This window comes from Paenibacillus pinisoli (assembly GCF_003605435.1).
GTDB lineage: Bacteria > Bacillota > Bacilli > Paenibacillales > Paenibacillaceae > Pristimantibacillus > Pristimantibacillus pinisoli.
Window position 1 is genome coordinate 1 of record NZ_QXQB01000005.1, and the last position, 26758, is coordinate 26758.

Annotated in this window: 26 protein-coding genes and 1 riboswitch; of the genes, 22 read left to right on the forward strand and 4 right to left on the reverse strand. The window is 49.1% G+C overall.

The annotated features are described in order from the left end of the window. Nucleotides 1-513 precede the first annotated feature (513 nt). The 9 genes from D3P09_RS20910 (at nt 514) to D3P09_RS20950 (ending at nt 9541) form a co-directional block, all read left to right on the forward strand. Nucleotides 514-1356 carry an ATP-binding cassette domain-containing protein gene (locus D3P09_RS20910; RefSeq protein ID WP_165867523.1) on the forward strand — a complete coding sequence of 281 codons (843 nt, stop codon included), beginning with the start codon at nt 514-516 and terminating at the stop codon, nt 1354-1356. Nucleotides 1357-1415: 59 nt separating this feature from the next. Then, nucleotides 1416-2198: an ATP-binding cassette domain-containing protein gene (locus D3P09_RS20915; protein ID WP_120113376.1), complete on the forward strand. Its 783-nt coding sequence runs from the start codon at nt 1416-1418 to the stop codon at nt 2196-2198. Nucleotides 2199-2388: 190 nt separating this feature from the next. Further along, complete coding sequence (locus tag D3P09_RS20920; protein WP_120113377.1) at nt 2389-3204, forward strand: nicotianamine synthase family protein; 816 nt, start codon at nt 2389-2391, stop codon at nt 3202-3204. After that, on the forward strand, nt 3201-4532 hold the full coding sequence (locus D3P09_RS20925; protein ID WP_120113378.1) for an opine metallophore biosynthesis dehydrogenase: 1332 nt from the start codon (nt 3201-3203) through the stop codon (nt 4530-4532). Before D3P09_RS20920 ends, D3P09_RS20925 begins: the two co-directional genes overlap by 4 nt. 18 nt (nt 4533-4550) lie before the next feature. Further along, nucleotides 4551-6113: a nickel ABC transporter substrate-binding protein gene (nikA, locus tag D3P09_RS20930; protein WP_120113379.1), complete on the forward strand. Its 1563-nt coding sequence runs from the start codon at nt 4551-4553 to the stop codon at nt 6111-6113. 1 nt (nt 6114) lies between these two features. Further along, nucleotides 6115-7059, forward strand: a complete 945-nt coding sequence (nikB, locus tag D3P09_RS20935; RefSeq protein WP_120113380.1) for a nickel ABC transporter permease — start codon at nt 6115-6117, stop codon at nt 7057-7059. Next, a complete protein-coding gene (gene nikC / locus D3P09_RS20940) occupies nt 7056-7931 on the forward strand; it encodes a nickel transporter permease (protein WP_243644357.1) in 876 nt (291 codons plus the stop codon). The genes nikB and nikC overlap by 4 nt, the downstream gene beginning before the upstream one ends. Before the next feature lie 46 nt (nt 7932-7977). After that, nucleotides 7978-8889: a DMT family transporter gene (locus tag D3P09_RS20945; protein ID WP_279387141.1), complete on the forward strand. Its 912-nt coding sequence runs from the start codon at nt 7978-7980 to the stop codon at nt 8887-8889. Beyond that, complete coding sequence (locus tag D3P09_RS20950; protein ID WP_120113381.1) at nt 8867-9541, forward strand: class I SAM-dependent methyltransferase; 675 nt, start codon at nt 8867-8869, stop codon at nt 9539-9541. The genes D3P09_RS20945 and D3P09_RS20950 overlap by 23 nt, the downstream gene beginning before the upstream one ends. A 266-nt stretch (nt 9542-9807) precedes the next feature. Here D3P09_RS20950 and D3P09_RS20955 read toward each other — a convergent pair whose 3' ends face one another. Beyond that, on the reverse strand, nt 9808-11118 hold the full coding sequence (locus D3P09_RS20955; protein WP_120113382.1) for an amidohydrolase family protein: 1311 nt from the start codon (nt 11116-11118) through the stop codon (nt 9808-9810). 157 nt (nt 11119-11275) lie between these two features. On the opposite strand from D3P09_RS20955, the gene D3P09_RS20960 reads away from it, so the two are divergent. The 5 genes from D3P09_RS20960 (at nt 11276) to D3P09_RS20980 (ending at nt 14977) form a co-directional block, all read left to right on the forward strand. After that, nucleotides 11276-11704 carry a MarR family winged helix-turn-helix transcriptional regulator gene (locus D3P09_RS20960; RefSeq protein ID WP_120113383.1) on the forward strand — a complete coding sequence of 143 codons (429 nt, stop codon included), beginning with the start codon at nt 11276-11278 and terminating at the stop codon, nt 11702-11704. A 158-nt stretch (nt 11705-11862) separates the two neighbouring features. After that, nucleotides 11863-12183 (forward strand): ArsR/SmtB family transcription factor, encoded by a 321-nt coding sequence (locus D3P09_RS20965; protein WP_120113384.1) that lies wholly within the window; start codon nt 11863-11865, stop codon nt 12181-12183. A 44-nt stretch (nt 12184-12227) separates the two neighbouring features. Further along, the gene (locus D3P09_RS28225; protein WP_120113385.1) at nt 12228-13535 is read left to right on the forward strand and encodes an alpha/beta fold hydrolase; all 1308 of its coding nucleotides are present in this window, start codon (nt 12228-12230) and stop codon (nt 13533-13535) included. Between the two features lie 49 nt (nt 13536-13584). Further along, on the forward strand, nt 13585-14253 hold the full coding sequence (locus D3P09_RS20975) for a DUF998 domain-containing protein (RefSeq protein ID WP_120113386.1): 669 nt from the start codon (nt 13585-13587) through the stop codon (nt 14251-14253). A gap of 115 nt (nt 14254-14368) precedes the next feature. Beyond that, nucleotides 14369-14977 (forward strand): DedA family protein, encoded by a 609-nt coding sequence (locus D3P09_RS20980; RefSeq protein WP_120113387.1) that lies wholly within the window; start codon nt 14369-14371, stop codon nt 14975-14977. 215 nt (nt 14978-15192) lie between these two features. On the opposite strand, the gene D3P09_RS20990 is transcribed toward D3P09_RS20980, so the two are convergent. Beyond that, nucleotides 15193-16083 carry a LysR family transcriptional regulator gene (locus D3P09_RS20990; protein ID WP_120113389.1) on the reverse strand — a complete coding sequence of 297 codons (891 nt, stop codon included), beginning with the start codon at nt 16081-16083 and terminating at the stop codon, nt 15193-15195. A gap of 99 nt (nt 16084-16182) precedes the next feature. Between D3P09_RS20990 and D3P09_RS20995 the strand changes: the two genes are divergently transcribed. The 3 genes from D3P09_RS20995 to map all read left to right on the forward strand — a co-directional run bounded on the left by D3P09_RS20995 (nt 16183) and on the right by map (nt 18680). Next, a complete protein-coding gene (locus tag D3P09_RS20995; RefSeq protein WP_120113390.1) occupies nt 16183-17091 on the forward strand; it encodes a DMT family transporter in 909 nt (302 codons plus the stop codon). 235 nt (nt 17092-17326) lie between these two features. Continuing rightward, nucleotides 17327-17947 (forward strand): TetR/AcrR family transcriptional regulator, encoded by a 621-nt coding sequence (locus D3P09_RS21000; protein ID WP_120113391.1) that lies wholly within the window; start codon nt 17327-17329, stop codon nt 17945-17947. Then, on the forward strand, nt 17934-18680 hold the full coding sequence (gene map, locus D3P09_RS21005) for a type I methionyl aminopeptidase (protein ID WP_120113392.1): 747 nt from the start codon (nt 17934-17936) through the stop codon (nt 18678-18680). Before D3P09_RS21000 ends, map begins: the two co-directional genes overlap by 14 nt. A gap of 15 nt (nt 18681-18695) precedes the next feature. On the opposite strand, the gene D3P09_RS21010 is transcribed toward map, so the two are convergent. Together D3P09_RS21010 and D3P09_RS21015 are read right to left on the reverse strand one after the other, a co-directional pair. Then, nucleotides 18696-19394: a response regulator gene (locus D3P09_RS21010; RefSeq protein ID WP_120113393.1), complete on the reverse strand. Its 699-nt coding sequence runs from the start codon at nt 19392-19394 to the stop codon at nt 18696-18698. A gap of 17 nt (nt 19395-19411) precedes the next feature. Further along, nucleotides 19412-20947 carry an ATP-binding protein gene (locus tag D3P09_RS21015; protein WP_243644360.1) on the reverse strand — a complete coding sequence of 512 codons (1536 nt, stop codon included), beginning with the start codon at nt 20945-20947 and terminating at the stop codon, nt 19412-19414. A gap of 438 nt (nt 20948-21385) precedes the next feature. Then, nucleotides 21386-21548: riboswitch (cyclic di-AMP (ydaO/yuaA leader) on the forward strand. A 114-nt stretch (nt 21549-21662) separates the two neighbouring features. Between D3P09_RS21015 and D3P09_RS21020 the strand changes: the two genes are divergently transcribed. The 5 genes from D3P09_RS21020 (at nt 21663) to kdpC (ending at nt 26684) form a co-directional block, all read left to right on the forward strand. Further along, the gene (locus D3P09_RS21020; RefSeq protein ID WP_120113394.1) at nt 21663-22085 is read left to right on the forward strand and encodes a hypothetical protein; all 423 of its coding nucleotides are present in this window, start codon (nt 21663-21665) and stop codon (nt 22083-22085) included. A 105-nt stretch (nt 22086-22190) separates the two neighbouring features. Then, nucleotides 22191-22268, forward strand: a complete 78-nt coding sequence (kdpF, locus tag D3P09_RS28510; protein ID WP_120113729.1) for a K(+)-transporting ATPase subunit F — start codon at nt 22191-22193, stop codon at nt 22266-22268. A gap of 32 nt (nt 22269-22300) precedes the next feature. After that, nucleotides 22301-23980, forward strand: a complete 1680-nt coding sequence (kdpA, locus tag D3P09_RS21030; RefSeq protein WP_120113395.1) for a potassium-transporting ATPase subunit KdpA — start codon at nt 22301-22303, stop codon at nt 23978-23980. Nucleotides 23981-24002: 22 nt separating this feature from the next. Continuing rightward, on the forward strand, nt 24003-26036 hold the full coding sequence (gene kdpB, locus D3P09_RS21035; RefSeq protein WP_120113396.1) for a potassium-transporting ATPase subunit KdpB: 2034 nt from the start codon (nt 24003-24005) through the stop codon (nt 26034-26036). A gap of 30 nt (nt 26037-26066) precedes the next feature. After that, nucleotides 26067-26684 carry a potassium-transporting ATPase subunit KdpC gene (gene kdpC, locus D3P09_RS21040; protein ID WP_120113397.1) on the forward strand — a complete coding sequence of 206 codons (618 nt, stop codon included), beginning with the start codon at nt 26067-26069 and terminating at the stop codon, nt 26682-26684. Nucleotides 26685-26758: the final 74 nt, after the last annotated feature.

The following is a 26758-nucleotide window of genomic DNA, read 5'->3' on the forward strand; positions in this document are numbered from 1 at the left end:
AGTTGGAATACAATCGCATCCGTATTCATTCTTCAATCGGTTACTTAACTCCACATTTGCGCGAAAAAAGGTACTATGAGCAACAACAGGTCGCTTAATTGGTGTCTACTTTCTTGACAGAAGTCCATTCCTCCCAGCACACATACTGTAACCCGAGTTTCCCGGCATACAGCACCAATTCCACCCAGACACACGCTCTAAGACGAGTTTCTCGTCTCACACGAGACAGTCTTAAAAGTCATCGTTAGATGACGGAGAGACGCACCTTCAAACGATTAACGGTGCGCGGCACAACTTTTTCGACCTTGGCGATTCTTCCAAGTATTTAACGTTGACTACAACACAACCACCAGACTCCGTTTTTTTTACGTTGATGAAGCACAACTAAGTGCTCTTGGGAGAGTTTCCTTATTTTTTGCAAACTCAAAGGAAATGGAAAAAGAAAGTCGAATTATAAGAGCAAGTTTCTATATCACCTTGTAAGCCAAATGACTATAAATGGAGGCGTTAAAGATGATCATGCGAAGCACCGATATCCAAATAGCGAGGGCAAGCGGGCAAGTGCTTAATGTGGAACGCCTCCAAATTAATGTATATAAAGATAAGACTATCCGTCCTTTGGTCCACGAGGTTTCATTCTCAATTGCACAGGGTGAGACTTTTGCGCTGGTAGGTGAAAGCGGCAGCGGAAAAAGTATGACGGCAAGCGCGATTGCAGGTTTGTTGCCTAAGTCGATCCGCGTGGCAAGCGGACATATCTTTTTTCATGGCGAAGAGGTGCAGTCATGGCCGGAGAAAACCAGGGCGAAGCTGAGGGGAACGCAAATCGGATGGATCTTTCAGAACTATCAGGGAAGCTTTACTCCGTTCTTTACCATTGGCGGGCAATTGAACGAGATGGTTCGCTCACACCGTGATCTCTCGCGGCGCGCTGCAAAGGATATGGTGTATTACTGGCTGGATCAAGCGGCATTGCCAGCGGAACGCATCTATGGGAGTTACCCGTTCCAGCTTAGCGGCGGGCAGCGCCAGAGGGCGGCGATCGCTGCGGCTTTGATGCTGGAGCCTTCACTAGTGATTGCAGATGAACCGACTACGGCATTAGACGTTCTGACAGGCGACCGGATATTGGAGTTGATTTCTCGCCTTCAAAGCCGGACAGGATGCTCCGTTCTATTTATTTCCCATGATCTGCGGCATGTATTGAAGCATTCAAGCCGAATCGGAGTGATGAGGGAAGGAAGAATCGTAGAGCAGGGAGACACTGCACAGATCCGGAGCAGTCCCCAACATCCCTATACAAAGATGCTGCTGGACGCTTGTCCAAGACTGGATGCACCCCCTCTATATTCATAAACAAACGTAAGCAGCGAGCTAAAATGAGCATTGAATTTGGACAAGGAGGGGTGAGGTTCATGCATTCTTTGTTAGAGGTAGACCGGTTATCCAAGTCATATGCGGGTACTGGCGGAGCAGTCAAGGCTGTGCAAAATGTGTCTTTTATAATCCGAGAAGGAGAATGTCTGGGGCTGGCAGGCGAGAGCGGCTGCGGCAAGAGCACCGTAGCCAGGCTGATACTGGCACTCGATCGACCGGATCAGGGAGATATTAGAATGGAGGGAAGCTCGCTATTCGCAATAAGCCCGAAGGAGCTTAGAAGGAAGCGGCGGTTGATTCAAGCCGTATTCCAAGACCCTTCCGCATCGCTTAATGACCGTCTGCCGGTCTGGCGCTCGGTGATGGAGCCTCTTGACAACTTTCCGGAAGAAACACCTCCTTTCCTATCGGATGTAAAGGGCAACAGGCGCAGCACGGCTGCCCGCTTGTTCGAAATGGTCGAGCTGGGACCGGAATATTTGGACCGGTATCCGCATGAGCTAAGCGGAGGCCAGCGCCAACGGGTGGCCATCGCTAGAGGAATTAGCCTCAGGCCTAAGCTGCTTGTCTGCGATGAGACAACCACTAGTCTGGATGTGACCGTTCAATCCCAAGTTCTCCGCATGTTGAAGCAGCTTCAAAGGGAGCTGTCCCTCTCCTTTCTGTTCATCTCTCATGATATTGCCGTTATTGAACAAATGAGCGATCGAATCATGGTCATGAAGGATGGCGCGGTTGTAGAGCAATTCCCCAAGGAGAAGATGTGGGACCGCAATCGTGCCTCCTATACCCGTCTTCTCATTTCCTCTGCATGCTTTTGACAAGCGGGACATGATAACTCTAATTAGTCTGGTTCACTCCTAGGGTGAGTCAGATTTTTTTGCGTTGACATGCTACTGAAATGACTCTTTCGAGTCATTTCATCCCCATTGAATTGGTGTATAATTCCGTTTGTAAAATGGATTTTTTGTGCTATTTTACCGAAAAACTGATGAAATGGAGGGAAAATGTTTGAAGCAGAAGTACGCTTTATTGCTTGCCCTGCAATCTTTTGAGTATGAGATTCATAGGTTAAAGGCTTATTCGGAAGAATGCTCGGAATGTTATGAGCTGCTGCAGCACAAGCTTGATGCCTTATGCAGCTTTATGACCTCCGACGAAAGCGAAGCATTGTGGGGAGAGTGGGGACACCGCGAAGAAATCAGGCTGCATGGCGAGAAGCTGCGTTCCGCTTCCAACCAAGCGCTCTGCAGGCTGGAGAAGTATCAGTCTTGCCAAGTGCTTGAGCAGAAAATGAATGTAAGCGAATATCTGTCGATACTCTCGGCTAACGTCCGACAAGAGCTTGGAATGTTCGGCATGGAAAGTACATCGCGGATTTTGTTTATCGGCTCGGGCGCTTTTCCAGTATCGGCTTTGACCATGGCTCGAGAGAGCGGTGCCGAGGTTTTTTGCCTGGATACGGATGAAGAAGCGGTGGCGCTAGGGCAAAGAGTGGCGGAGAAGGCAGGGCTTGGCAGCAAGTTAATGTTCTCCGGAAGCTACGAGTCCGGCATTATCTTCCTGGAGAAGGCAACCCATGTGGTCGTGGCATCCCTGGTCGGCAATAAGCCACAGCTGCTGGCAGAACTGAAGGATGCCGCCCGTGCGGAGACCAAAATCATTGTAAGGTACGGCAATGGATTGAAGTCGATCTTTAATTTCCCGCTGGAGCTGGATCTGTCCGATGAGTGGGAGATTACTTCCATTGTTGAGAGCAAGAGAATCTATGATACGGTTATGCTTCAGCGAAGAGGAATCAAGGAAGCGGAGGCGATGCAGCGATGAGCCAGAGATTGAACACGCCGTTCGGCAATACGCTAGTCATTGGCGCAGGGCCAGCGGGCATTCATGTAGCCATAGACTGGAGCAGACGTTCCGCATTAATAGGTTTGTTGAATCGTACAGGCACCCACGCTGACAAGGTTGCTAGAGAGCTCCACGAGCAAGGCTGCCGAATTGCTGTCGACATGCAGGTGCCAAGAGCAAGTCATCTGTCTGGCGAAGCGCAGTTGTTCCGCTTTTACAATGGATACGCGGGTATAGAGGATATATGGAATACGATTGTGTTTTGTACGCCAGGGGACAGCTACTTGGAAGCGATTCGGGAGCTGATGCTGGCAGGGATGCGGCAAGTCCGGACGATTATTCTCATCTCTCCTGGAATCGGCTCCAATCTTCTTGTGCAAAGCGTGCTTAACAGACAAGCCACATCGATTGAATTGATAAGCTTCTCCACTTATTATGCTTCATCTAGGTTTCCCTCCGATCAATCTACTGTGCTCAAAACAGTTGTAAACGGTCTCAAGCGCAAAGTATCTATCTCGTCTAATCATGCGAATAGCTCCGTTCTTCCTCTCATCCAAGCATTTCTTGAATCGCAACATATACGTTGCGAGATCGTTCCTACTCCGCTGGAAGCGGAAAGCAGAAGCATTACGACCTACGTGCATCCGCCCTTTTTTATGAATGAATTCTCGTTATACGAAGTGTTCGGACAGCACAGCTCTCGCAAATTTCTGTATAAGCTTTACCCTGAAGGACCGATTAGCCAGCATACGATTCGAACCATGGTTCTGCTCTGGAAGGAAATTTCCGTTTTGCTTCGCTTGTTGGGTGTACAGCCGCTGAATCTGTTGAAATTTCTGAATGACGATAATTACCCTGTCCATGAAGAAACGTTGTCGAGGGAGGATATCGAGACATTCCCCGTTGCAGATGAGATTAAACAGCAATATTTGCTGTATATTCGCTACTCGTCCATCTTAATCGATCCCTTCTCCGAACCGGATGAAGGAGGGAGGTATGCCGATTTTTCCGCCATTGCCTACCAACAAGCAAGAAAAAAGGACGGATATTGGACCATTCCGCGCATTCCTTATGAGGACTATAAGCGGCTGAAGCTGCTGCATGCTGTAGGGGAGAGGTTAGGGTTTCCAATGCTGCATGCGCTTTCACTAATTGAGATATTCGAGCATAAGCTCCATGCATTTATTGAGCAAGCAGGCAGAGACCATATACATCCTGATCTTTTCAGGGATGAAACCGAAGAGCATGCAGAGGCGATTACAGCTTTACATTCCAGACAGAATGGAAGAAAAATTGGGAATGAATGAGAAATCGGAGGGCTAGCTATGAATAGTCAACCCCAGATACAAGGCAGAAATTCGTTGTCACTTATGTTGATATGCCTGATTATGCTGATGGCTGGATGCAGTACCGATAAAGACGCGTCAGCTGGACAGGACGGCAGCAAAAAAGCAACCATCATACACAGCTTGCCGAATGAGACGATGGACCCGCATAACGAATGGATCGCATTAAGGGCAGGCGTAACCGAAACGCTTGTGCGGCTGAATGAGAGGATGGAGGTGGCACCTTGGCTGGCATCAAGCTGGGAAGCGAAGGATGAGCTGACCTGGAGCTTTACGCTGCGCGAGGGGATCACCTTCCATGATGGCACAAAGCTGGATGCGGCGGCGGCAAAAGCTTCCTTCGAGCGCGGAATTGCCGATAGCGGGGCGCTTGCAGCCGGTCTCAGGCTTGCATCCATTGAAGCAAGCGGACAGGAGCTGATCTTCAAGACGAAGGAGCCTCACCCAGCCTTCCCGACAGAGCTCGTCCATCCGACGGCAAGCATCATAAGCGTAACGGCAGAGAAGGAAGCAGGCAAGGAAGCGTTCAACAAGGCGCCTGTCGGAACCGGACCGTTCAAGGTCGTTCAGTTTATTCCAGGGCAAGAAATATCGCTTGAACGTTATGAAGGTTACTGGGACGGTATTGCGAAGCTGAATACAGTCAAATTTCAATTCAACGCAGACGCCAACGTTCGGACACTGGCCTTCCAGTCCAAACAAGCGGATATCGTCTACCATCTGGCTCCGGAAGCGCTAGCTGCGATTGAAGCGGATCCGCAGCTGGCGGTGCAATCGGTAACGAGCCTTCGCACGCATTATTTCACTTACAATCCGAAGAGCTCAAACGTTGCCGATGTTAAAGTAAGGAAGGCGATCGATATGCTGATCGACCGCGATACGATTGTACAGAATATTATGCTTGGACATGCTCTGCCAGCCAACGGCCCTTTCAACCCAAACCTTCCATTCGGCAATCAGGGCGAGTATCAGAAGCTGAATCAGAGTGAAGCGCTAAGGCTGCTGGAGAGCGCAGGATACAAACCGAATGCAGACGGAAAGCTTACGAAGAACGGTCAGCCGCTCGTTCTGAAGCTGGTTGCTTTCTCCGGCATCAATCCCGAGCTGCCGCTTATCCCGCTCATTGTGCAGTCCGAAGCGGCAAAAGCCGGGATCGCCATCGAAATTGTTTCCGCTGAATTCCCGGATGTGTATATTTTGGATCATTCGGACTGGGACCTGTCAACCTCCAGCTATTTGACCTCACCGCGCGGAGACGGAGGATCATTCCTGAATGCCGCTTACCTTCCCGGGGGTTCGTCAAATGCAGCAAACGTTCAAGTTAACGGACTTGAGCCCGTTCTTAAGGAGCTTAATGCAACCGGCGAGGTTGAGAAGCGCAACCAGCTTACGCGCGAAGCGGTGCGAATAATCAATGAAGCAAAAGTGCATTCATTTATTATTAATCCGAATATCCTGGTCGGGGTGAATAGCAGAATTACAGATTGGAGCCCGGGAGCAGAGGAGTTCTATATTGTGACCAATCAGCTGGATGTGAAGTGAAATGCTGAAGCACGCAGCAACCAGGCTGCTTCAGCTCATGCTGATGCTCGTTGTACTCAGCATGATTACGTTTATTCTAATGAAGCTGGCTCCGGGAGATCCTGTTCGAACTATTCTGAAGGCGGATGAGGGGGCTGTAACAGAAGAGGATCAGCGTGAAGTCCGCGAGAAACTAGGTCTCGATATGCCGTTATACCAGCAATACGGCGTGTGGCTTGCAGGCGTTGCGCAGCTCGACCTGGGAAAGTCGTATACGACGAATCGGGATGTATGGCATTTGCTGATCGAACGCCTTCCCGCAACAGTGAGGCTGATGGCTGGCTCGGTTCTGGCTCTAATCATAATAGCGCTGCCTCTTGGAATGCTGGCGGCCAAATTTCAGAATCGCCTGCCTGATCATATCAGCAGGATGTTTGCACTGCTAGGCTCATCCATGCCAAGCTTCTGGCTAGGCTTGCTGCTCATCTATCTGTTCTCCTACAAGCTGAACTGGCTGCCGATGATGGGCGGAGGAACGATCGCCCACTTGATTCTTCCCTCCATCACCCTGGGTTTTGTCATGGCGCCTGAATATATCCGTCTGCTGCGCGCGGGCTTGCTGGACACGCTGTCTCAGGAATATATCCGGGCTGCCAGAGCAAGGGGGATCGCAGAGTGGCGAATCCTGTTCAGACATGCGCTGCAGGCAGCCTTACTGCCTGTCGTGTCGATAATGGGCATGAGCATGGGGGCATTGATGGCTGGCTCTGTCGTTACGGAATCGCTGTTCGGATGGCCCGGGCTTGGCAGTATGGCAATGGAGGCTATAACCCAACGGAACTATCCCGTCATTCAAGGCTATATTCTGCTCACAGGCCTGTTTATTGGCTTGGCCAACTGGATGTCGGATATTGGGCTTGGGTTGCTTGATCCCCGGATACGTCATGGGAAGGGGCAGGGCTTATGAAGAACGTCATCATGCCAGATTCGGCACCTGCCGGTGAGAAACGGAGTAGGAACTGGCGCATGATGCAACGGAGTCCGATGTTGTGCGCAGGAGCGGGTATTGGTGCCGTCGTGCTGCTGGTTGCATTGTTCAGTCCATGGCTGGTGCTGAACGATCCGCTGCTGATCCAGATGTCGGAGCGGCTGCAATCGCCGAGCTTGACTTACCCTCTAGGCACAGATCATCTGGGGCGATGTATATTCTCCAGATTGATGGCGGGTACCTCCGCGACGCTAGGATTATCTCTACTGGCTAGCTTCATCGTAGTGGCAATCGGCGTGCCAGTGGGGCTTATTGCAGGGTTTGCGAGCAGGCGGGCTGACGCCTTCCTCATGCGTCTGGCCGATGGGGCGGGAGCGCTTCCGGAGTTTTTGCTTGCCATTGCAGTCGCAGGCTTTCTGGGACCGGGTCTGACGAATGTGATTATCGCCATTGCAGCCGTGAAGTGGATCGGTTATGCACGGCTAGTCCGGGGAATCGTGCTAACCGAACGCAACAAGGATTATATACTGGCTTCCATCGTATCCGGCAGCGGTAAGTGGACGATAGTAAGGCTGCATTTGCTAAGGCAGGTCTATTCTCCGGCCGCAATTATGGCGGCAGCAGACGTAGGCAAGACGATCCTGCTCATCTCGGCCCTTTCGTATCTCGGGCTTGGCGCGCAGCCGCCTTCGCCAGAATGGGGAGCGATGCTCAGCGATGGCCGCCCATACTTCCAGACAGCCCCGGAGCTGATGGTCTATCCCGGGCTTTGCATCCTGATTGTTGTGCTTGCCTGCAACCTGTTAAGCGACGGATTGCGCGATGCGCTTGATATCAGATCCAGATCATGAGGTTGAAATATATGCAGAATCATCTGCAAGGATAATAGAGGTAGCCATGAAAAACGGTGTACTAATGGCATTGCTGTCCGCCTTTGTATTCAGCGTCATGAACGCGCTGGTCAAGGAGGTCAGCGGAACGATTCCCGCTGCTGAAATTGCTTTTTTCCGCGGATTAATCGGGACGATTCTGGTTGTTGCCTTGATGCGGCACCAACAGATCGCATTCTCCAGGAAAGGCATTCCTATGCTGGTCTTTCGCGGGATGATGGGAGGTCTTTATATGCTGGCATTTTTCTTCACGCTAGCTAAGCTGCCCTTAACCGATGCCAGCATACTGGCACAGCTCGCCCCTATCTTTGTCATTCTGCTGTCGGCTCTGTTTTTGAAGGAAAAGCTGAGCGCGAGAGCGAAGGCGATGCTTCTGATCATCTTTCTGGGCGCTTTCATCCTGCTGAAGCCTGGAGCCTACTCCAGTTATTCCGCTTACGCGCTTGTCGGCCTGCTCAGCGCATTGTTCTCCGCAGCAGCGAGCATTTCGATTCGCTATTTAAGCCAGAAGCATTCGGCTTACGAGATTGTATTCTATTTTACAGTGACATCTTCGCTTGTCGCTCTCCCGTTTGTGCATCTATTTGTGATGCCAGACACTCGGGAGCTTGTGCTGCTCTTGCTGATCGGCATTGTTTCATTGATCGGACAATTGTTTTTGACCAAAGCGTTCACCCATGAAAGCGCCGTTGTCGTCCAGGTAGTCAGTTACTTTGGGTTGATGCTTAACGCCATGTTCGGATATTTGTTTTGGAGCGAGACGCCTGATGCTGCGACAATTATAGGCGGCATCTTGATTGTCGCCGGCTGTATCGCTTTGACAGCTGCGAAGTCAGGAGGCGCCAAAGCCGCGGCAGCAAAACGATTTATAATACCACGCAAGGAGGAGCAGGAGGATGAAGAAAGAACCATTTTATGACGTATGGTGGCAGGAAGGCGATCAGAGCATGGAGGAAACTCATTTGCCCCATTGGAGGAAAGTGCTCCGGTTTATTCCCGAACAGGATTTGCGCGATTGCAGCGTGCTTGATTTTGGATGCAATCAGGGGGGCTTTCTGAGACTGCTGCATGAGCTTAGACCATTCCGGGAAGCAGTCGGCACCGACCTGGCGACCCGCTCCATTGAGCTGGCGAATAGCAGGAAAGGCGATCTGCCGATTGATTATCTACTGACGGATAGCCCGGACCAATTCGGACCGCGTTTTGATATCGCGTTCAGCTTGGCGGTTATCTATTTGCTTCCTGATTTGGAGGAGCATGCGCGGAAGATGAAGGCGGCTTTGAAATCAGGAGGCGTCTATTATGCCACATATGCGGATTACCCCAATAACTCCAGCTTCCCTATGATCAAGGAACGGATTAATGCCAACTCGGCAGTTCCGATGCAAGAGCATACGCTGGACGATATTGCGGCAGCTTTCTTCGGGCAAGGATTCAAGGTTGGCGTAAGACGAATGCCCCCTGCAGAGTTTGTGGAGTTGTCGCCGGAATCGGTCTGGTATCGGAATGTGGCAGATCATCTGCAATTTGCTCATGAACAGGCGTATTTATTTCAATTCACCGCGCCGTAAATGTTGAGGAGCATCCTGGGACATTCTGCATCCGTCATTTATTTTCCATCTAGCCTAACGTTTAATGGGGAGGGCAGGGCATGGACAGGACACATTATTTGTCGCAGACACCTGGGCTATATATCTATGAATCTATGATATTATACTGATGTATTGGCGATTGTTTCTTGGTAATTTCCGAGAAACAATCGCCTTTTCCTAAAGTGAGGCATCAACATATATACTTGCTAGTATTATCCAAGCTGCTTTGGCACGAGTTAATATGATTAACCTAGTTGCAGCGAACCATTGAGCCACACAGATTTGATCGACAACGTATCGGATATCGTAGTGGTCGGATCACCGTTTACGAGAATAAGATCAGCGCGCGCACCTTCGGCAATGCGTCCGCGATCATGAAGGCCAAAGCAACGGGCAGGCTTGGCAGTAGCCGACTGAAGAGCTTCGATCGGAGTGAACCCGGCCTTCACCAGCAGTTGCATTTCATGGTGGACGCTGGCTCCATGAGCAAGGCCGCCAAGGTTCGGTACGGGAACCGGTGCGACATCTGTGCCTACCAGAATATCAACTCCGGCACGGTGAAGGTCCATCACATTCTTATAGCTGTTTTCCATATTGCCTTGCGGAAACGTATTGAAGCTGGAGTTCAAGATCCCGATCCAGTCCGAGCTTAATTTGGAGTGAACACGCGGATCATTGGCCAATTCCGATGCCGGATTTCCAATAATCGATGAATTTAATACCAGACACGGTATAACAAAAGCGCCTGAATCCGCTATGGATTTCACTAAATCGGACGTGAAATCGGGTCTGTCGATAAACAAGTGGCCCAAACCGTCGACTCCATAATCGATAGCTTCTTGCGATGTAAGAGCCGTCAAGACGTGGGCGATAACCAGCTTATCGCACTTGTGGGCTTCTGCCACGGCTGCTTTTAGAATCTCGCCGTGCAGGACAGGCAAGCCCGGTGCACCCATGACCGTTCCTTCTTCAATCATGATTTTAATATAGTCGGCTCCATTCTCCAATTGGGTATGCACATGTTTAATCGCTTCTTGTACCGTCGTCACTTGCGGTATCTCTTCGTGATCGTGAGCGTAGGCGGCCAACATGGCTTCCCGGTCTTCCTCCGATAACTTCGCAAGTTCCTTTAATACAAACTCCGGTATTTCATCTCCATCAGGCAGTAATTCATCCGGGTGTCCGCCTGGAGCGGTGATCGCCGTGCCAGCAGAACGGACGTCTGCGACGTCATTCACATTTTTCAACTGAATCTCGCGGCCTCTTTTAGTAAAATCGCCGTTCATTTCGAGTTCTGTTGTCACGCCGAATTGTAAGGCATCTCGCAGCCCGCCGATAGAGGTATGGACATGCGCATCTATGAGACCAGGCATTAAAGTTGCATTTTCTCCATCAATAATCGTTGCATCGGCCGGAAGCTCTCCGCCTACTGAAATAATGGATTCCCCTTTAATGACAACATGTCTGTGTGGAATCATTTGCTCTCCATCGAAGATACGTACATTCGTAATCGCAGTTACTTGTTCTAACGCAGCATGTTGAGTTATTTTATCCATCAGAATTCCTCCCAAGTGTTTGTCATCCAACAATTCGGAGTATAACTATTAGAAAACTAACTGTCAAGAAGCTAATATTTATTTGACATGACTATTGGATCGCTGTATAGTTAATTTGCATACAATTAGGCTTCTAACAATCGGAGGAGGGATGATCATGCAAGCCCGGAAGGATACGCCTTATCTGGATTTGTTCCAAATTATCGGTCTTAAGTTAAAGAAAAGAGCAGACGAGAGTATAAAGGAACTAGGGTTAAACGCTCAACAAGGGAAAGTAATCGACTACATTTACCAGAATCAAAATAATCATATTATTCAAAAGGATCTTGCCGATCGTTTTCATCTGCGTGGAGCCAGCATTACAACCATGCTTCAAGGTCTAGAGCAGAAAGGGTTCATCGAGCGCAAAATCCCGGCTAATAATGAACGTCAAAAAAATATATATGTATTGCCAAAAGCCGTTGAATTGATTGAAGAGTTTCAAGACTCATTCCAAAAGGTAGAGGAAGAAATCGTCCAAGTCCTTACCGAAGAGGAGAGGCAAGTCTTAAAGAGCTTGTTGATCAAAATCAATGAGCGCATATGAAGAAATTTGAAGTTAGATGAACGCTATAACTGAAGACATGCCAAAGCTCCTATAAGCACTAGGAGTTTTTTATTTGCTTTAATACTATAAAATGCTCTTTATATATCTTGACGTGTATATACACATATATGTATATTATGAACATGAGAACATCAGCCATGCAGTTAACGTTGCTCACTCTTGCCGAGCCAAATCGATTCAACATTGTTGAGTTGCTTAAAAAAGGACCCAAATCGGTAGGGGAAATCGTCCAAGCCCTAGGCATCAGCCAGCCGCATGTATCCCGCCATTTACGCATATTGAGCGAGGCAGGGATGGTGCGCTCACGCAGCAAAGCGCAGCTGCGAATCTACAGTCTCGAAGCGGCGCCGTTCCAAGAACTGGATGAATGGTTTGATTCCTTCAGCATTCTATGGGAAGAACGTCTCGACAGCTTTGAGGAGTATATGCTGGATTACAAGAAGAAGGAGGATCTATAACAGGTATCAACAGCTTGAAAACTACCTGAAAAGGATGACTGCAGATGAAAAGAAAAACAACCATTCGTAAAAACCGAGAGCGTAGAGAGCTCACTGTCGAACGGAACGTTGCATTACCTGCTCAGCTTGCATGGGAAGGCTGGACAGAACCCAAACATATAACAAAATGGTGGGGACCGAAAGGATGGACGACAACCGTATATGAAATGGATGTGCGGCCAGGCGGAGTGTGGCGATACAGCTTAAAAGCGGATGACAATAGCGGAGAAGAGGCTTACTGTAGAGCCCTCTATGATGAAGTAGAAGCGCCGCACAAACTGGTATATACAGACACTTTTGCCGACAGTGAGTGGAATATGGTACCGGATAGCGAAATGTACACGACCGTATTGTTCGAGGGGAAAAGCGGGTGTACAAGGATTAGCATCGTCACACAATTTGCTACCGCCGAACAATTGGACCATGCAGAAGCAATGGGGATGATTGAAGGATTTACGGATGCCTACGACAGACTGGAAGAATACTTAGAAAATCTAATGGGAGGCAATGCTACGATGGAGACTGTTACTTCAAAGGATGGAACAAAGATTGCTTATACCAAACAAGGGACTGGACCCGCGCTCATCTTGATTTCTTCGGCAGCCGCTGACCATCAAGATGCTTCGCAGTTAGCCGAGCACTTGTCAGCTCATTATACCGTATACAATTACGATCGTCGTGGCCGTGGCCGCAGTTCGGATACCGCTCCTTACGCAGTCGCAAGAGAAGTGGAGGATATCGATGCACTGATTGAAGGCGCAGGGGGACAGGCTTGCCTGTTCGGCAGCTCTTCCGGAGCTGTATTGGCACTTGAGGCAGCAAGCTTGCTTGGGAATCGAGTCGCAAAGCTCTATTTGTACGAGCCGCCGTTCATTATCAACGATAGCCGCAAGCCCGTGCCAAGTGACTATGTGGAACAATTGAATTCATTGATCAAAACCGGGAATAGATCGGAAGCCGTCGAATACTTCGCCTCTGAGGCTCTAGGTATTCCAGCTGAATACATCGGTTACATGAAGGCGGACCCTTCTTGGAGCAAGATGGAGTCTCTGGCACATACGCTTGCTTATGATGGACAGATTATGGGAACAACCCAGTCCGGGAACCCGCTTCCAGCCAACAGATGGAGCATTGACGTTCCAATATTGATTGTGACGGGGGAAAACAGCGAGCCTCTCTTCCATGACGCAGCACGTGCGCTTGTCGAGATGCTGCCACAGGCAACTGTACGTTCACTTGCCGGTCAAGACCATTCTGCTGTTATGATGGCTCCTAATGTATTGGCAAAGGCTGTAGTTGATTTTAAATCATAAGAGATATTGCCCGCGATGGTGAGAGTCTCGACAACAGGAGGGTTGAATAGTGGCTAAGCAGATAATCATTGCAAAACCTTTAACGGCGACTGCTTCCAGATTTGCGCTTGTGTCGATCTTATCAGGAGCCTTGTTCATTTTACTCCTTAGTATTCTTCATTTGCTGCAGCCTGAATTTGATCCGACATGGCGTTTTATTAGCGAATATGCCCTAGGCAATTTTGGTTGGATGATGCACTTGGCTTTTGGGTTGTTGGCTATTGCTCAAATTAGCGTGGCGATTACGATTTTTCCGCATATTCGTACGGTCACGGGATACATTGGACTTGTCATTCTAGGAATCAGTGCAATAGGTGTAATAATCGCGGGCATTTTCGTGACCGATCCCATCTCCATTAGTCCGGATGAAGCAACTTTTAGCGGCAGCATGCACTCTATTGGAGCGATGCTGGATTATACGCCGGCAGCCGCATTGTTAATCACTCTTTCATTATGCCGCCTTGATGCTTGGAAACCTATGAAGAAAGTGCTGCTCACAAGCTCGGTTATTGCAATCGTCGCCATGCTCGTATTTGTGCTTCAAATTCCGCAAGATGGGCAATTCGGGCCTGAGGTTCTGGCTGGATTGTATGGACGTTTCTTAATCCTGGCCGACATTGCGTGGCTGATCATTGTGGGGATCCATGCTGCCAAGCTGGGAGCTTCCAATAAGCAATAAGTGAGGATACAGATTGGATCGTATCTTCATAATTTCTTCAGAATTACTACAATAAGCAACTAAGAATTCTATACTAACATGAACTCATCAAACTTATTGCGAGGGTGTGATGAGCATGATTAGTGATTTTATTGTACAGTTGTTCAATCATTATGGTTATTTCATTTTCTTTCTTGCATTTTGCCTAGGACCTTTTGGCATCCCAGTCCCTAATGAGATCACTCTTTTAACAGGGGGATTTTTAAGCAACAACGAGAATTTGAATCCATGGATGTTGTATGGCTCTATTTTTATTGGTTATATTACAGCTATAACAATAGCTTATTTCTTGGGTAGACTTTTTGGAGAGAAGTTTAACGGTAAATTTCAATCGAACCGTTATTTTAAAAAAACAGAAGCAATCTCTTATAACTATGGGAATATCGCAATGTGTCTGGGTTTATTAATTCCGGTTGTCCGATATATTCTGCCCGTATTCATTGGAATCAATCGTTTTTCTTTTAAAAGATTCGCATTGATTTCTTATTCCTGTGCGTTCATTTGGACTGCTTTGATGTTTTCTCTTGGCAGATATTTCGGTCCAGCGGTATATAATTTTTTTAAATCAATGGATCCGAAGCTGCCCATGCTTGCTATCATTTTATTGAGCTGTTTTTTTATAATAAACAAACGAGCAAGGGATTATTTGAAACGAGTTCTTTCACGATCACAGACTTCCGATTAGGAATTTTGGAATAGCGGCAGCCAGGACAGTAGTATCTCGTCCTTTGGCTGTCGCTGTTTCTATTTTGGGGTTATGTGTATCGCCAAAGATTCGTTTTATTCGGAGCGATTCTTCGTCGAACATCTTACTCCATGACTTATTATATTTCGTTACTACAACGTGCATTTTCCAGGAACCTCCTCAACGTCAGTACTTCATATTGTTTAAATTTCCTATCAGAAATTTCGGTCCACGGATAAATATAGCTCTCTTGCAGTCTGAAGAAATAATTTCACTCCGTGTGAAGCCTCTTTTATTGAAGGTACCGCCAAATGAATGTCTCTAAAGGGCTCGGGATCAATGGTCCGGATACGGACATTAGGCGGAAGAGTGGATAGCGACAAAGAGGTTTTCGATACAATCGAGACGCCTAACCCTTCTTGAATCATGCCCAACGCCGTGTTGATATTGTGGCCGTTATATTTGGCATGCAAAGTGGCTCCGTATTGCTTGAACAGCTCGGAAATAGGCGTTACAAATCCGCCTTTGCACACAATCATAGGTTCATTGTCCAAATCTGTAATATGAATGGTTTGTTTGCTTTGCAATGGATGATCATCCCGATGGATCAGACATAATTCATCTCGGAAGAACGGGATCGTGTCAAGTTCGTTGCCCGGCGGAATGATCCAGCCGACATCGATTATTCTGGAATACAGCCAATTCTTAATCTCGTCGATATTCCCTTCGTAAAGTTCGAATGTAAGGCCAGGATGCTTATCCGCAATCCTCCGCAATATTTTTGGCAAAAAGTGTGCGGACACAATCGGGAATACCCCGACACGAATGGTGCCGACTTCAAACCCTTTTTCAGCAGTTACTTCTTGTTCCACCTTATTGTACCCGTTCAAAATCTCTCTGAATATGGCAAGCAGGCGCTTGCCAATATCGGTGAGAATAACGCCGCTTTTTCGTTCCCGTATCAAGAGAGTGACTCCTAATTCCGCTTCAAGCGTTGAGATAGCGCGGCTTACGGCAGGCTGTGTCATGTTTAATTGCTCTCCAGCTTTAGTAAAGCTGCCAGTCTCGACGATTTTGACAAACAACATCAATTGCGAATGTGTCATAACAATTATGTTATCTCCTTCATAATAAACATGCATTTTATTTATCTATTGTTCTACTGTACCATTGTAAACACATCATTGAAAGGAGCTTGAATATACATGCAGCTTTCGAGAACACAAACCTTTTTTCTATTAACCTTTTTAGTTGCCATGTGGGGGGTGAACTGGCCGCTTTCCAAATATGCGCTCGAATTCGCGACGCCGTTGCTTTTCGCCGGCTTGAGAATCACGATTGGAGGTCTCATTTTGCTGTTTTTCGCTTTACCACGTTATAGAAATCTGAATCTGAAGCGTACTTGGCATATTTACCTAATCTCCGGGTTGCTGAATATCATTCTCTTTTTTGGATTTCAAACGTTCGGGCTGAGTATGATGCCTGCCGGTTTATTCTCAACGATCGTGTTCATGCAGCCCGTTCTGCTCGGAATCGGAGGTTGGCTGTGGTTAGGAGAATCCATGAACGGCTTCAAAATCACCGGCTTGATATTAGGCTTCATAGGAGTCGCCGTTATCAGCCTAAACGATGGCTCAGGCCATATTTCGACCATTGGAATCTTGCTCGGTTTGGCAAGTACGATTACATGGACATTCGGTACGATTTATATGAAGAAAACATCTGCCAAAGTAGATGCGCTCTGGTTGACCACTCTTCAGATGATCTTTGGCGGAATTGTATTATTGATTGCGGGAACAACCGTTGAAAATTGGACGGATATCGTGTGGAACCAGACGTTCATCTCGATGTTGTCGGTTATTGCAATCTTCTGCACGGCCTTGGCCTGGCTCGTTTTCTTTCTGCTTGTCAGATCGGGCGAAGCCGGCAAAATCGGATCGTTTAATTTTCTGGTGCCGCTTATTGCAATCGTGATCAGCGTTCTCTTTTTAGGAGAAACGATTACTGCCAAGATGGTGGTGGGGCTCATTCTAATTATTATTGGTATTGCACTGGTAAACCTCAAAATGAAATCACTCCAAAAGCGGGGCAAGCATAGGGCACATCCATTATGATCTGATTCACTTTGCGGCTCCTCATTATATAGAAGCATGAAGGCGATGGAGGAGCTTTATGCAGAACAGAAGATTAAGTGAATAACTTGATCCAGACAAGACGGCAGCCGGCTGATAGATAACCGGTTGTCGTTTCTGTCTAGTTAAACGCGAATCGAAATACTTGATCCTTATAACTAAATGAGGTATATTGTTTTTACATTGACATTACAGCAGGTCAAAAAAAGGAGGAGCCATGTCACCACGTACCAAAGAACAAAATGATGCGATCCGTGAGATGCGAATGAATCAAATTATGCGAGCGGCTGCAGAAGTCTATTTGGAGAAGGGCATTCAATTGGAGGTACGCGATGTTGCCGTCAAGGCAGAGCTCGGCTACGGAACCGTATATCATTACTATAAAAATAAGCTCATGCTATTGGAAGATTTATTATGGGATGCCCTGAATCGTACGGAGTCGGCAGTGCTGCCCGTTATACAAGGGGACGGAGGCGGCTTGCTTAAAGCGGAATCGTTCTCGAAGCTGCTCCTGCAGTCTTGCATTCAGGATCCCTCCGTATTTATTTTGCTTAAAACCGTTGCGGATAACTTTCATCACTTCCCGGGCAACCGGTTCAGCAAGTTGTTTGCCGAATTTCAGCAGCGGGTCTATTTGCCGTTTGCAGGGATGATTCGTGAGGGAACTGATACCCGATTATCGGAGCAAAGGGCTAATCTGATATTTGGTTCGCTTGTAGGCTACGCAGCATTGAACATCCACCACAATATGCGGAGCGAGATGGATGCGGACGGAATCGTCGATATGATTTTTTCGGGCATACGGTCAAAGGAGAGTAAAGGAAATGGTCATACTTAAATCAAAAGAAGAAATTGAACAAATGAGGATAGCCGGCCAAATTGTTGCCGCTTTCCATCATGCCATAGCAGATATGATCCGACCTGGTGCCACAACGCACGATATTGAGGCGTTCGCGGTGCAGTTCCTGAAGGAGAATGGCGCCAAGGCTTATACGATAGGGTACAACGGCTATCCGTATGCGACATGTGCGTCCGTCAATGATGTCATTGCGCATGGTTTTCCAAGCCGGGAGCCTCTCAAGGAGGGGGACATCGTCACAATTGATATTGTAGCGGAAGCGGGCGGCTGGATCGGGGATTCAGCTTGGAGTTATGCGGTAGGCGAGGTGTCGGAGGAAGCAAAGAAATTGATGCGGGTAACGAAGGAATGCCTGTATCTTGGGATCGAAAAAGCCGTCCCTGGCAACCGGATCGGCGATGTGATGCACGCAGTTCAAGCCCATGCTGAGCGTAACGGATTCTCAGTGGTGCGCGACCTGCTCGCTCATGGCGTGGGAAGGGAGATGCACGAGGAGCCTAATTTCCCTCATGTCGGGAAGCCGGGCAAAGGGTTCCGTCTGAAGGAAGGGATGGTTTTTACAATCGAGCCGATGCTTAATGCCGGAGGAGCGATGATGACGATTGATGCCGACGGGTGGACCGCCAGAACAGCTGACGGCTCGTTGTCCGCACAGTACGAGCATACCATCGCCATTACTGCGGACGGCCCGGTTATATTGACTGCCCAATAGATTATCGCGCTGCTATCATTCATCCCGAATACGAAGGCGGTAGCCTACTCCAGGCTCCGTAATAATCCATCTCGGCTGCGCAGAATCTTCCTCCAGCTTCTTGCGCAGATGGCCGATATACACCCGAATATAGTGATTGTCGGTCGACTGATGCTGCTCGCCCCACACCTGCTGCAATAGCTGTCTTTGGGTTACGACCTTTCCTTCGCTAATCGCAAGTACCCGGAGAAGGTCATATTCCGTTGGCGTGAGCTTGATCCGTTCACCGTGCCATTCGACGCTCCGTTGTACGAGATCTATGGTTAAACCTCCGATTCGAAGGATGGGGTCATGCTGTGAAGAGCCTGCATGCCGCAAAGCTGCCCGAATTCGTGCCAGGAGCTCACCCATGGCGAAGGGCTTTGTTACATAGTCATCGGCACCGTTATCGAGCGCCATAATTTTATCGTCCTCTCTATCCTTGGCCGTAAGCACAATGATAGGAACATTCGACCAATTCCTGAGCAGGCTCAATACTTCCATGCCGCTTATGCCTGGCAGACCTAGATCGAGAATAACCAGATCCGGGCAAAGCGAAGAGGCTTGCTGTACGCCTTCCTCACCGGTAGAGGCTTCGTGAATGGCATACTGATGGGCCTGCAACGTTACTTTCAGCAGCTTTCGAATTTGAGGCTCGTCATCAATGATTAATATCGAGGTTTGCATTGCATTCATACCCGATGTCCCCCCATTCAAGAGTTAAGAATGTTTTGATTGCTATATGATTGGAGAGGGAACGAAAGCGTCATGATCGTGCCTCTCGGGGAATTGCGGCTTCCTTTTATGCTGCCGCCGTGAAGCTCCATAATGCTTTTGCAAATCGCGAGTCCTAATCCCGTCCCCGTCACATGCTTGGTGGCTTGAGAGCGATAGAACTTTTCGAATATCCGCTCGTACTCTTCGTTATCGAGTCCGATGCCTTGGTCCGCGACAACGATGTCAAGGCTTGATGGGTGAACATGAACATGGATGCGGATCTCGCTATGATCAGGACTGTATTTGATGGCATTGCTGATTACGTTAACGAATACTTGCTCCAGAAGCGTCTCATCACCTACGAGCAGCGGAGTATGATCAGGCAATTGCACCTGAATGACCCGATGCTGCTGGAAGTCCTTCATTTGAGCCAAGGCTACCCCAATAAGATCCTCTGCATCGCACCAATTTTTGCGCAGATGAGGCATTCCGCTTTCCAATTTCGCCATGTTAAGGAGATTCATGACGAGCCGATTCATCCGGAGAGCGCCTTCCCGAATCGTCAAGAGTAATTCGGAGCGGTCTTCCGGAGTGAAAATAGGATCATTCTCCATGAGCCCGGTTGCCGACCCGATTATGGCAGCCAGCGGCGTCCTCAGTTCATGAGAGACGGAGTCCAAGATGGCGGCACGAAGCCGTTCCGACTCTGCACTCAATTGAGCAATTCTTGCTTCATCTGCAAGCTTGACCCGATCAATGGCACTGGCTGCAAGACCGCAGATCGCTTCCAGCATATTCTGCTGTTCCATCGTAAGCCCGCGCTTTAATTTCTCTAGATGCACTCCCAGTACGCCGAGCACACGGCTTTCGGTTCGGAGCGGCAAATAATAACCGGGAGCTTCTCTTAAGGTGCGGCTCCCATAACCAACCGCCTCGCCATAATCGAATGCTAGCTTAGCCATTGCCTTCTCCGCTTCGCCATGCCCCCATTTTTCTTGACTGTCTGAACCTTGAAACAATGCTAATTGATTTTTGTGATCCGGCAAATAGATAGCGATATCGGTGCCGCTGACTCTCGAGACGTGACTCAATATATTTTTTAACAAGGAGGGGACGTCCGTCATATCGCTAATCTGCCGGCTAAGCTCGTAAAGGGCGGCAGTATGCGCCTCCTTTTGCTTGGAGTACTGCAGCTGACGCTTCAGTCTTGCGGACAAGGATGCCGTCAATATTGCAACGGCCAAATAAACCCCGAACGAAATCAAATATCGCAGATCTTCGACTGCAAAACTCAGCACCGGGCTCACAAAGAAGAAATCGAAGCAAAGCGATCCAAGAGCAGCAGCGTAGACGGCGGAACCCATGTTCCACAACACGGAGCTTAACAGTACGGGCACCAAAAAAAGCAGAGCAATATTCACTAGGTCGAGCGATAAGCCAATCGAGTAGAATATCGCTGTCATAATGCCGATAAGAATCGTTACGCTGCCATACGGCATCGCCTTCATACCCGCCTGTTTGATCGTACTCATGTCATGCGCACCTCGTAATCCGGAGTTCATTATCTCTCCTATAATCTAAACCAACTCGTTGTAAAAAAGATATAAAAGAAATCTGCCTCGATGTAAAAATTGCATAAAAATCGCGTATGGTCTCTTATTTAAGAGAATTAAGAAGAAAACAAGGCATTAATCCTTGAAATCAATGAAAATTAGTCATGAATGGCTGGTTTTCATCTCAATTTGGGTTTGGTTCATTTTACAGTGCATGAATCCGGGAGTAAGATACATTCAGGAATTGAACCCTAATCGGATTCAAAACCATGGTTTGCCGACAAGATGGGGAGTCGCTGGCGATAAGGAATTGTGTGGGAGCAATCAGCCATATAGCCAACGAATGATCTACTGAAAGCTGGCGATCAGAAGCCGCAGCGCCTCTCACCGCTTCGGACGAATGTATGAATGAGAACGTTCATAACGACGCTTAATCCTTCAACAGAAGGAACGGGGGAACCAATAGAAGCCGCAAGCCGGCTTCACGGGGTGAATCGCACGGTCATGTCCAAGGCCGGCGTAGGGCGACTCTCGCGCCCGAATCCGACAGCTAACCTCGTAAGCGTACGATGAGGCAACACTTGTCGCTAGCCTGTCAATGACGACTACGTCATGAAGAAGAAGCTGCGGAAGAGGTTCCTCTTTTCCATGGCTTCTTTTTGTTGCCTTCTTTCCAAATACGGAGGAGGAGCATATGAAAAACGGTCATGTTTTGGTAGCGGCATCTACGGAGGCTGGCAGAAATTTTATTCGGCTCTTGCTTTACAGACAAGTGCCGGTAGCGGCATTAACCAATAACAAGCGGGAGGAGCGGCTGCTTCAGGGTATCGGAGTGAAAGAGATTATGCGTGTAGATACGCTCTTCAACAAAACTGAAATAAGGCCGGCATTTCCCGTTGATCGGGTATTCATTTTTGAAGTCAGCCTGCCGCTTACTTGTGCCTACCTTCAGGTTGTATCCCGCTGGTGCTGCCGGTCCGTGACGGTCGTAACGACGATGTGGCATCCTCAGGTCATTTACAAAAAACTTGGCGCTTCTATAGTCTTGCTCACGCAAACCGGCGAGGTTGGCTTTCTGCTCGATCCTCAATTCAATGATAGAGGAGGAATGCCATGATGATGGAGATTTGGATGGTACTGATCCTGGCTGCAGCTTTTTTGCTCGTAGCCGGATTTATTATCTGGTGCGGCAAAACGGCAGAAGACAGGGAGGCGTAACCATATGTTGTTTGTTCTGATTTTGACAGGCGTATTGCTGCTTTACCTGATATACGCCTTGCTTCACCCGGAAAAGTTTTAGTTGGAGCCGCTTATGGCTTAGGAGGAACGGAAATGGACATCTTGCAAATCGTGATCGTTATTGGCTTACTGGTGCTGATCGCCAGACCGCTTGGACATTATATGCACCGCGTGTTTTCGAATGAGCCGAGTCGTACGGACCGCCTGTTTGGGTGGTGCGAAAAACCGATTTTTGCACTTATCGGGTTAAAGCAGCGCACAGGCATGAGCTGGAAGAGATATGCGTGCAGCTTTCTTGTCACCAACTTCGTGCTTGTCGCTCTCGGCTATATCTTGTTGCGGCTGCAAAGCGGCTTGCCGCTTAATCCCAACGGCATCCCCAATATGGAGACGACGCTCGCGCTTAATACGATCATCAGTTTTATGACGAACACCAACTTGCAGCATTACAGCGGCGAGAGCGGACTAACCTATTTCACGCAGATGGCTGTCATTACCATGATGATGTTTACGTCCGCTGCCAGCGGGTTTTCGGTTGCGGCGGCATTTGTAAGGGGGATAACAAGCAAAGGAAATACGCTGGGCAATTTCTTCGAGGATTTCGTCAAGGCTCATACACGGATATTCCTTCCGCTCGCGACGATCGTCACGCTAGTGCTCGTAGCGCTTCAGGTCCCGCAAACGCTGGATCCTACGCTGACTGTTACTACGCTGCAAGGCGCAACGCAGCAAATCGCGATAGGGCCCGTCGCATCGCTCGAGTCCATCAAGCACCTTGGGACGAACGGCGGCGGATTTTTCGGCGTGAACTCGGCACACCCGTTCGAGAACCCGAATGCGATGACGAATATTATTCAGATTTTATCGATGTGGTCATTGCCCGCAGCGCTCCCATTCATGTATGGCCGATTCGCGAAAAGCGGCAAGCAAGCCTGGGTTATTTTCTCCGCGATGATGCTCTTGTTCTTGGTATTCCTTACCGTAGCGTATACGGCAGAGAGGAGCGGAAATCCGTTATTGAACGACATCGGAATCGATGCTTCGCAAGGCAGTATGGAGGGCAAGGAAGTTCGATTTGGCATTGCCGGTTCCGCCTTGTTCACGACTGTGACCACGGCTGCGACGACCGGTTCGGTCAACAATATGCATGATACGCTGACGCCGCTCGGCGGTATGGTGCCGCTTGTGGAGATGATGCTGAATGTCGTATTTGGCGGCAAAGGCGTAGGGCTAATGAATATGCTGATTTACGCTATTCTCGCCGTATTCATATGCGGTCTAATGGTTGGACGGACTCCGGAGTTTCTGGGCCGCAAGATCGAGCCGCGCGAGATGAAGCTGATCGCCATTGCGATTCTGGCCCATCCGTTCATTATTCTGGCTCCAACGGCGTTAACGTTCGTCAGCGATCTTGGCATGGGCTCCATCTCGAACTCCGGCTTCCATGGCATCACGCAAGTTCTGTACGAATATGTGTCCGCGGCCGCCAATAACGGTTCCGGCTTCGAAGGACTTGCGGACAATACGCCGTTCTGGAATATATCTACCGGTCTCGTCATGTTTTTCGGTCGGTACATCTCCATCATTGCCATGCTGGCCGTCGCAGGATCGTTGGCGCGGAAGCAATGGGTTCCGGAGACAATCGGCACATTCCGCACGGATAACGCGCTGTTTACGTTTCTATTGATCGGAACCGTAGTCTTAATTGGCGCCTTGACGTTTTTGCCGGTTCTTGCACTGGGCCCAATCGCTGAATACTTGACGATCCGTTAATAAGAAGAGAGGTCATGCAGCCATGAACAATAAACGCAGTAAAAGCTTATTCTCCGGTACGCTTGTCGCTCAAGCTCTGAAAGCGAGCATAATCAAGCTCAATCCGGCAGTGATGATCAAAAATCCCGTCATGTTCGTTGTTGAGCTTGGAGCAGCTATTGTGCTGCTGATGACGGTATTCCCCGGATATTTTAATGCGGAGGAGACAGTCGGATTTAACCTTGCGGTGTTTTTCATCCTGTTGTTTACAGTGCTGTTTGCGAACTTCGCCGAAGCGTTGGCGGAGGGCAGAGGCAAGGCGCAAGCCGATACGTTAAAGCGGACAAAGGAAGAGATAACGGCCAACAAGATTATCGGCAGCAGCGTCAAGACCGTCGCCTCGAGCGAGCTCCGCAAGGGCGATGTCGTCGTCGTCTCGCAAGGCGAGATGATTCCCGGGGATGGCGAAGTGATCGATGGGTTAGCATCCGTCGACGAATCCGCTATAACCGGCGAGTCCGCTCCGGTGATCAAAGAAGCAGGCGGTGATTTCAACTCCGTTACAGGGGGGACCCGCGTCATTAGCGATAGCATCAAGGTCCGGATTACAAGTGACCCCGGCGAGACGTTCATCGACCGAATGATCGCGTTGGTCGAGGGGGCGAGGCGTCAGAAGACACCGAATGAAATCGCCCTTAATACGCTTCTGATCAGCCTTACGATTATATTTCTAATCGTTGTCGTAACGCTGCGGCCGATTGCGGCTTATGTTGGGATTGAGCTGGAGGTTCCGGTACTAATCGCCCTGCTTGTCTGTTTGATTCCAACTACGATAGGGGGGCTGCTCTCCGCCATCGGTATCGCCGGCATGGATCGGGTCACTCAATTCAACGTGCTGGCGATGTCAGGAAAAGCGGTGGAAGCGGCTGGCGACATCAATACCATGATTTTGGATAAGACCGGAACAATAACTTACGGGAACCGAATGGCCAGCGATATCGTGCCGGTCGGCGGAGCAAGCCTTGAGGAGACTGCTGCATGGGCAGCGATCTCCTCCTTGCAAGACGAGACGCCGGAAGGCCGTTCCGTTGTGGAATGGATAAAGCAAAACGGCATATCGTATGACTTGTCTATTGGCGAGGACGGCAGCTTCGTCGAATTTAAAGCAGAAACACGCATGAGCGGCATTGACTTAAGGGACGGGCGCAAAGTGCGTAAAGGAGCGGTCGACTCTGTACGGAAATGGGTATTGGCGCAAGGCGGAGCCATTCCGCATGACTTGGAGCGTCAAGCGAATCGTATCGCCTCGGATGGAGGCACCCCGCTCGCTGTAGCCGCCGATAACCGAATAGTCGGAGTCATTTATTTGAAGGATACGGTGAAGCCTGGCATGAGGGAGCGGTTCAGCCTGCTTCGCGAGATGGGAATCAAGACCATCATGTGCACCGGGGACAATCCTCTGACGGCAGCTACGATCGCTAGAGAAGCCGGAGTAGACGGCTTTATCGCAGAGAGCAAGCCGGAAGATAAAATCGCCGTTATTCGCCGCGAGCAGGCGGAAGGAAAGCTGGTTGCGATGACGGGGGACGGTACGAACGATGCGCCGGCGCTGGCTCAGGCCGATGTGGGGCTGGCGATGAACAGCGGCACGACGGCAGCCAAGGAAGCAGCGAATATGGTCGATTTGGACTCTGATCCATCCAAGATTATCGAAGTCGTAGCGATTGGCAAGCAGCTCCTCATGACGCGAGGCGCCTTGACGACCTTCAGTATCGCCAACGACATTGCAAAATATTTTGCAATTATTCCTGCGATGTTCATGCTGGCCATTCCAGAAATGGAAGCCTTGAACATTATGAGTCTCGGATCACCGTTGTCAGCAGTGCTATCGGCGCTTATCTTCAATGCCATCATCATTCCTATGCTCATTCCGCTAGCGATGAAAGGTGTCGCTTACCGCCCGATGAACGCATCGCGCTTGCTTAGCCGCAATTTGATTATTTATGGACTTGGAGGGGTTATAGCCCCATTCATCGGTATCAAGCTGATCGACTTGATTGTCCATGTATGGATTTGAACATAGTACAAAGGAAAGAAGGAATCAGCCATGAGTACAACGGTTCAAGAAGGAACGGAGGGACGGTCCAGAGCAGAAGTCGTATGGATCGCCTTGCGTGCCGGCGTGTTGTTCATTGTATTGTGCGGATTGGTATATCCGCTTGTTAGCACAGGACTCGCGCAGTTGGTATTTCCCCATCAGGCTAACGGAAGCTTGTTAAAGGATAGCGACGGGAGGATTGTAGGCTCCGAATTGATCGGGCAGTCTTTTAGCGCTGACCCGGGAGCCTTTCATGGACGAGTTTCGAGCATCGATTATATGGCTGAAGCATCGGGTTCCAACAATTTTGCGCCCTCCAATCCCGATCTGATTGCGCGTATGGAAGCATCGATAGCCGATTGGCAGGCCAATAATCCGGATATCCCTGTCTCTGAGCTGCCGATTGCCCTTATTACCAACTCAGGATCAGGATTGGATCCGCATATTACGCCGCAATCGGCTTTTGTGCAGATTCCTAGAATCAGCAAAGTTACAGGAATCCCGGAGGTTGAGCTGGCATCGCTAGTGAATGAACACACGGAGAAACGGGAATGGGGCATTTTCGGAGAAACACGTGTGAACGTGCTGAAGCTGAATCTGGCAATGATAGAAAAACAACGAGCTTAGAGTGCTTTAAAGCCCTGTCCGCCAAAAGAAGCGGACGGGGCAATTCCATTTCATGACTATAGCACGTACAGGAG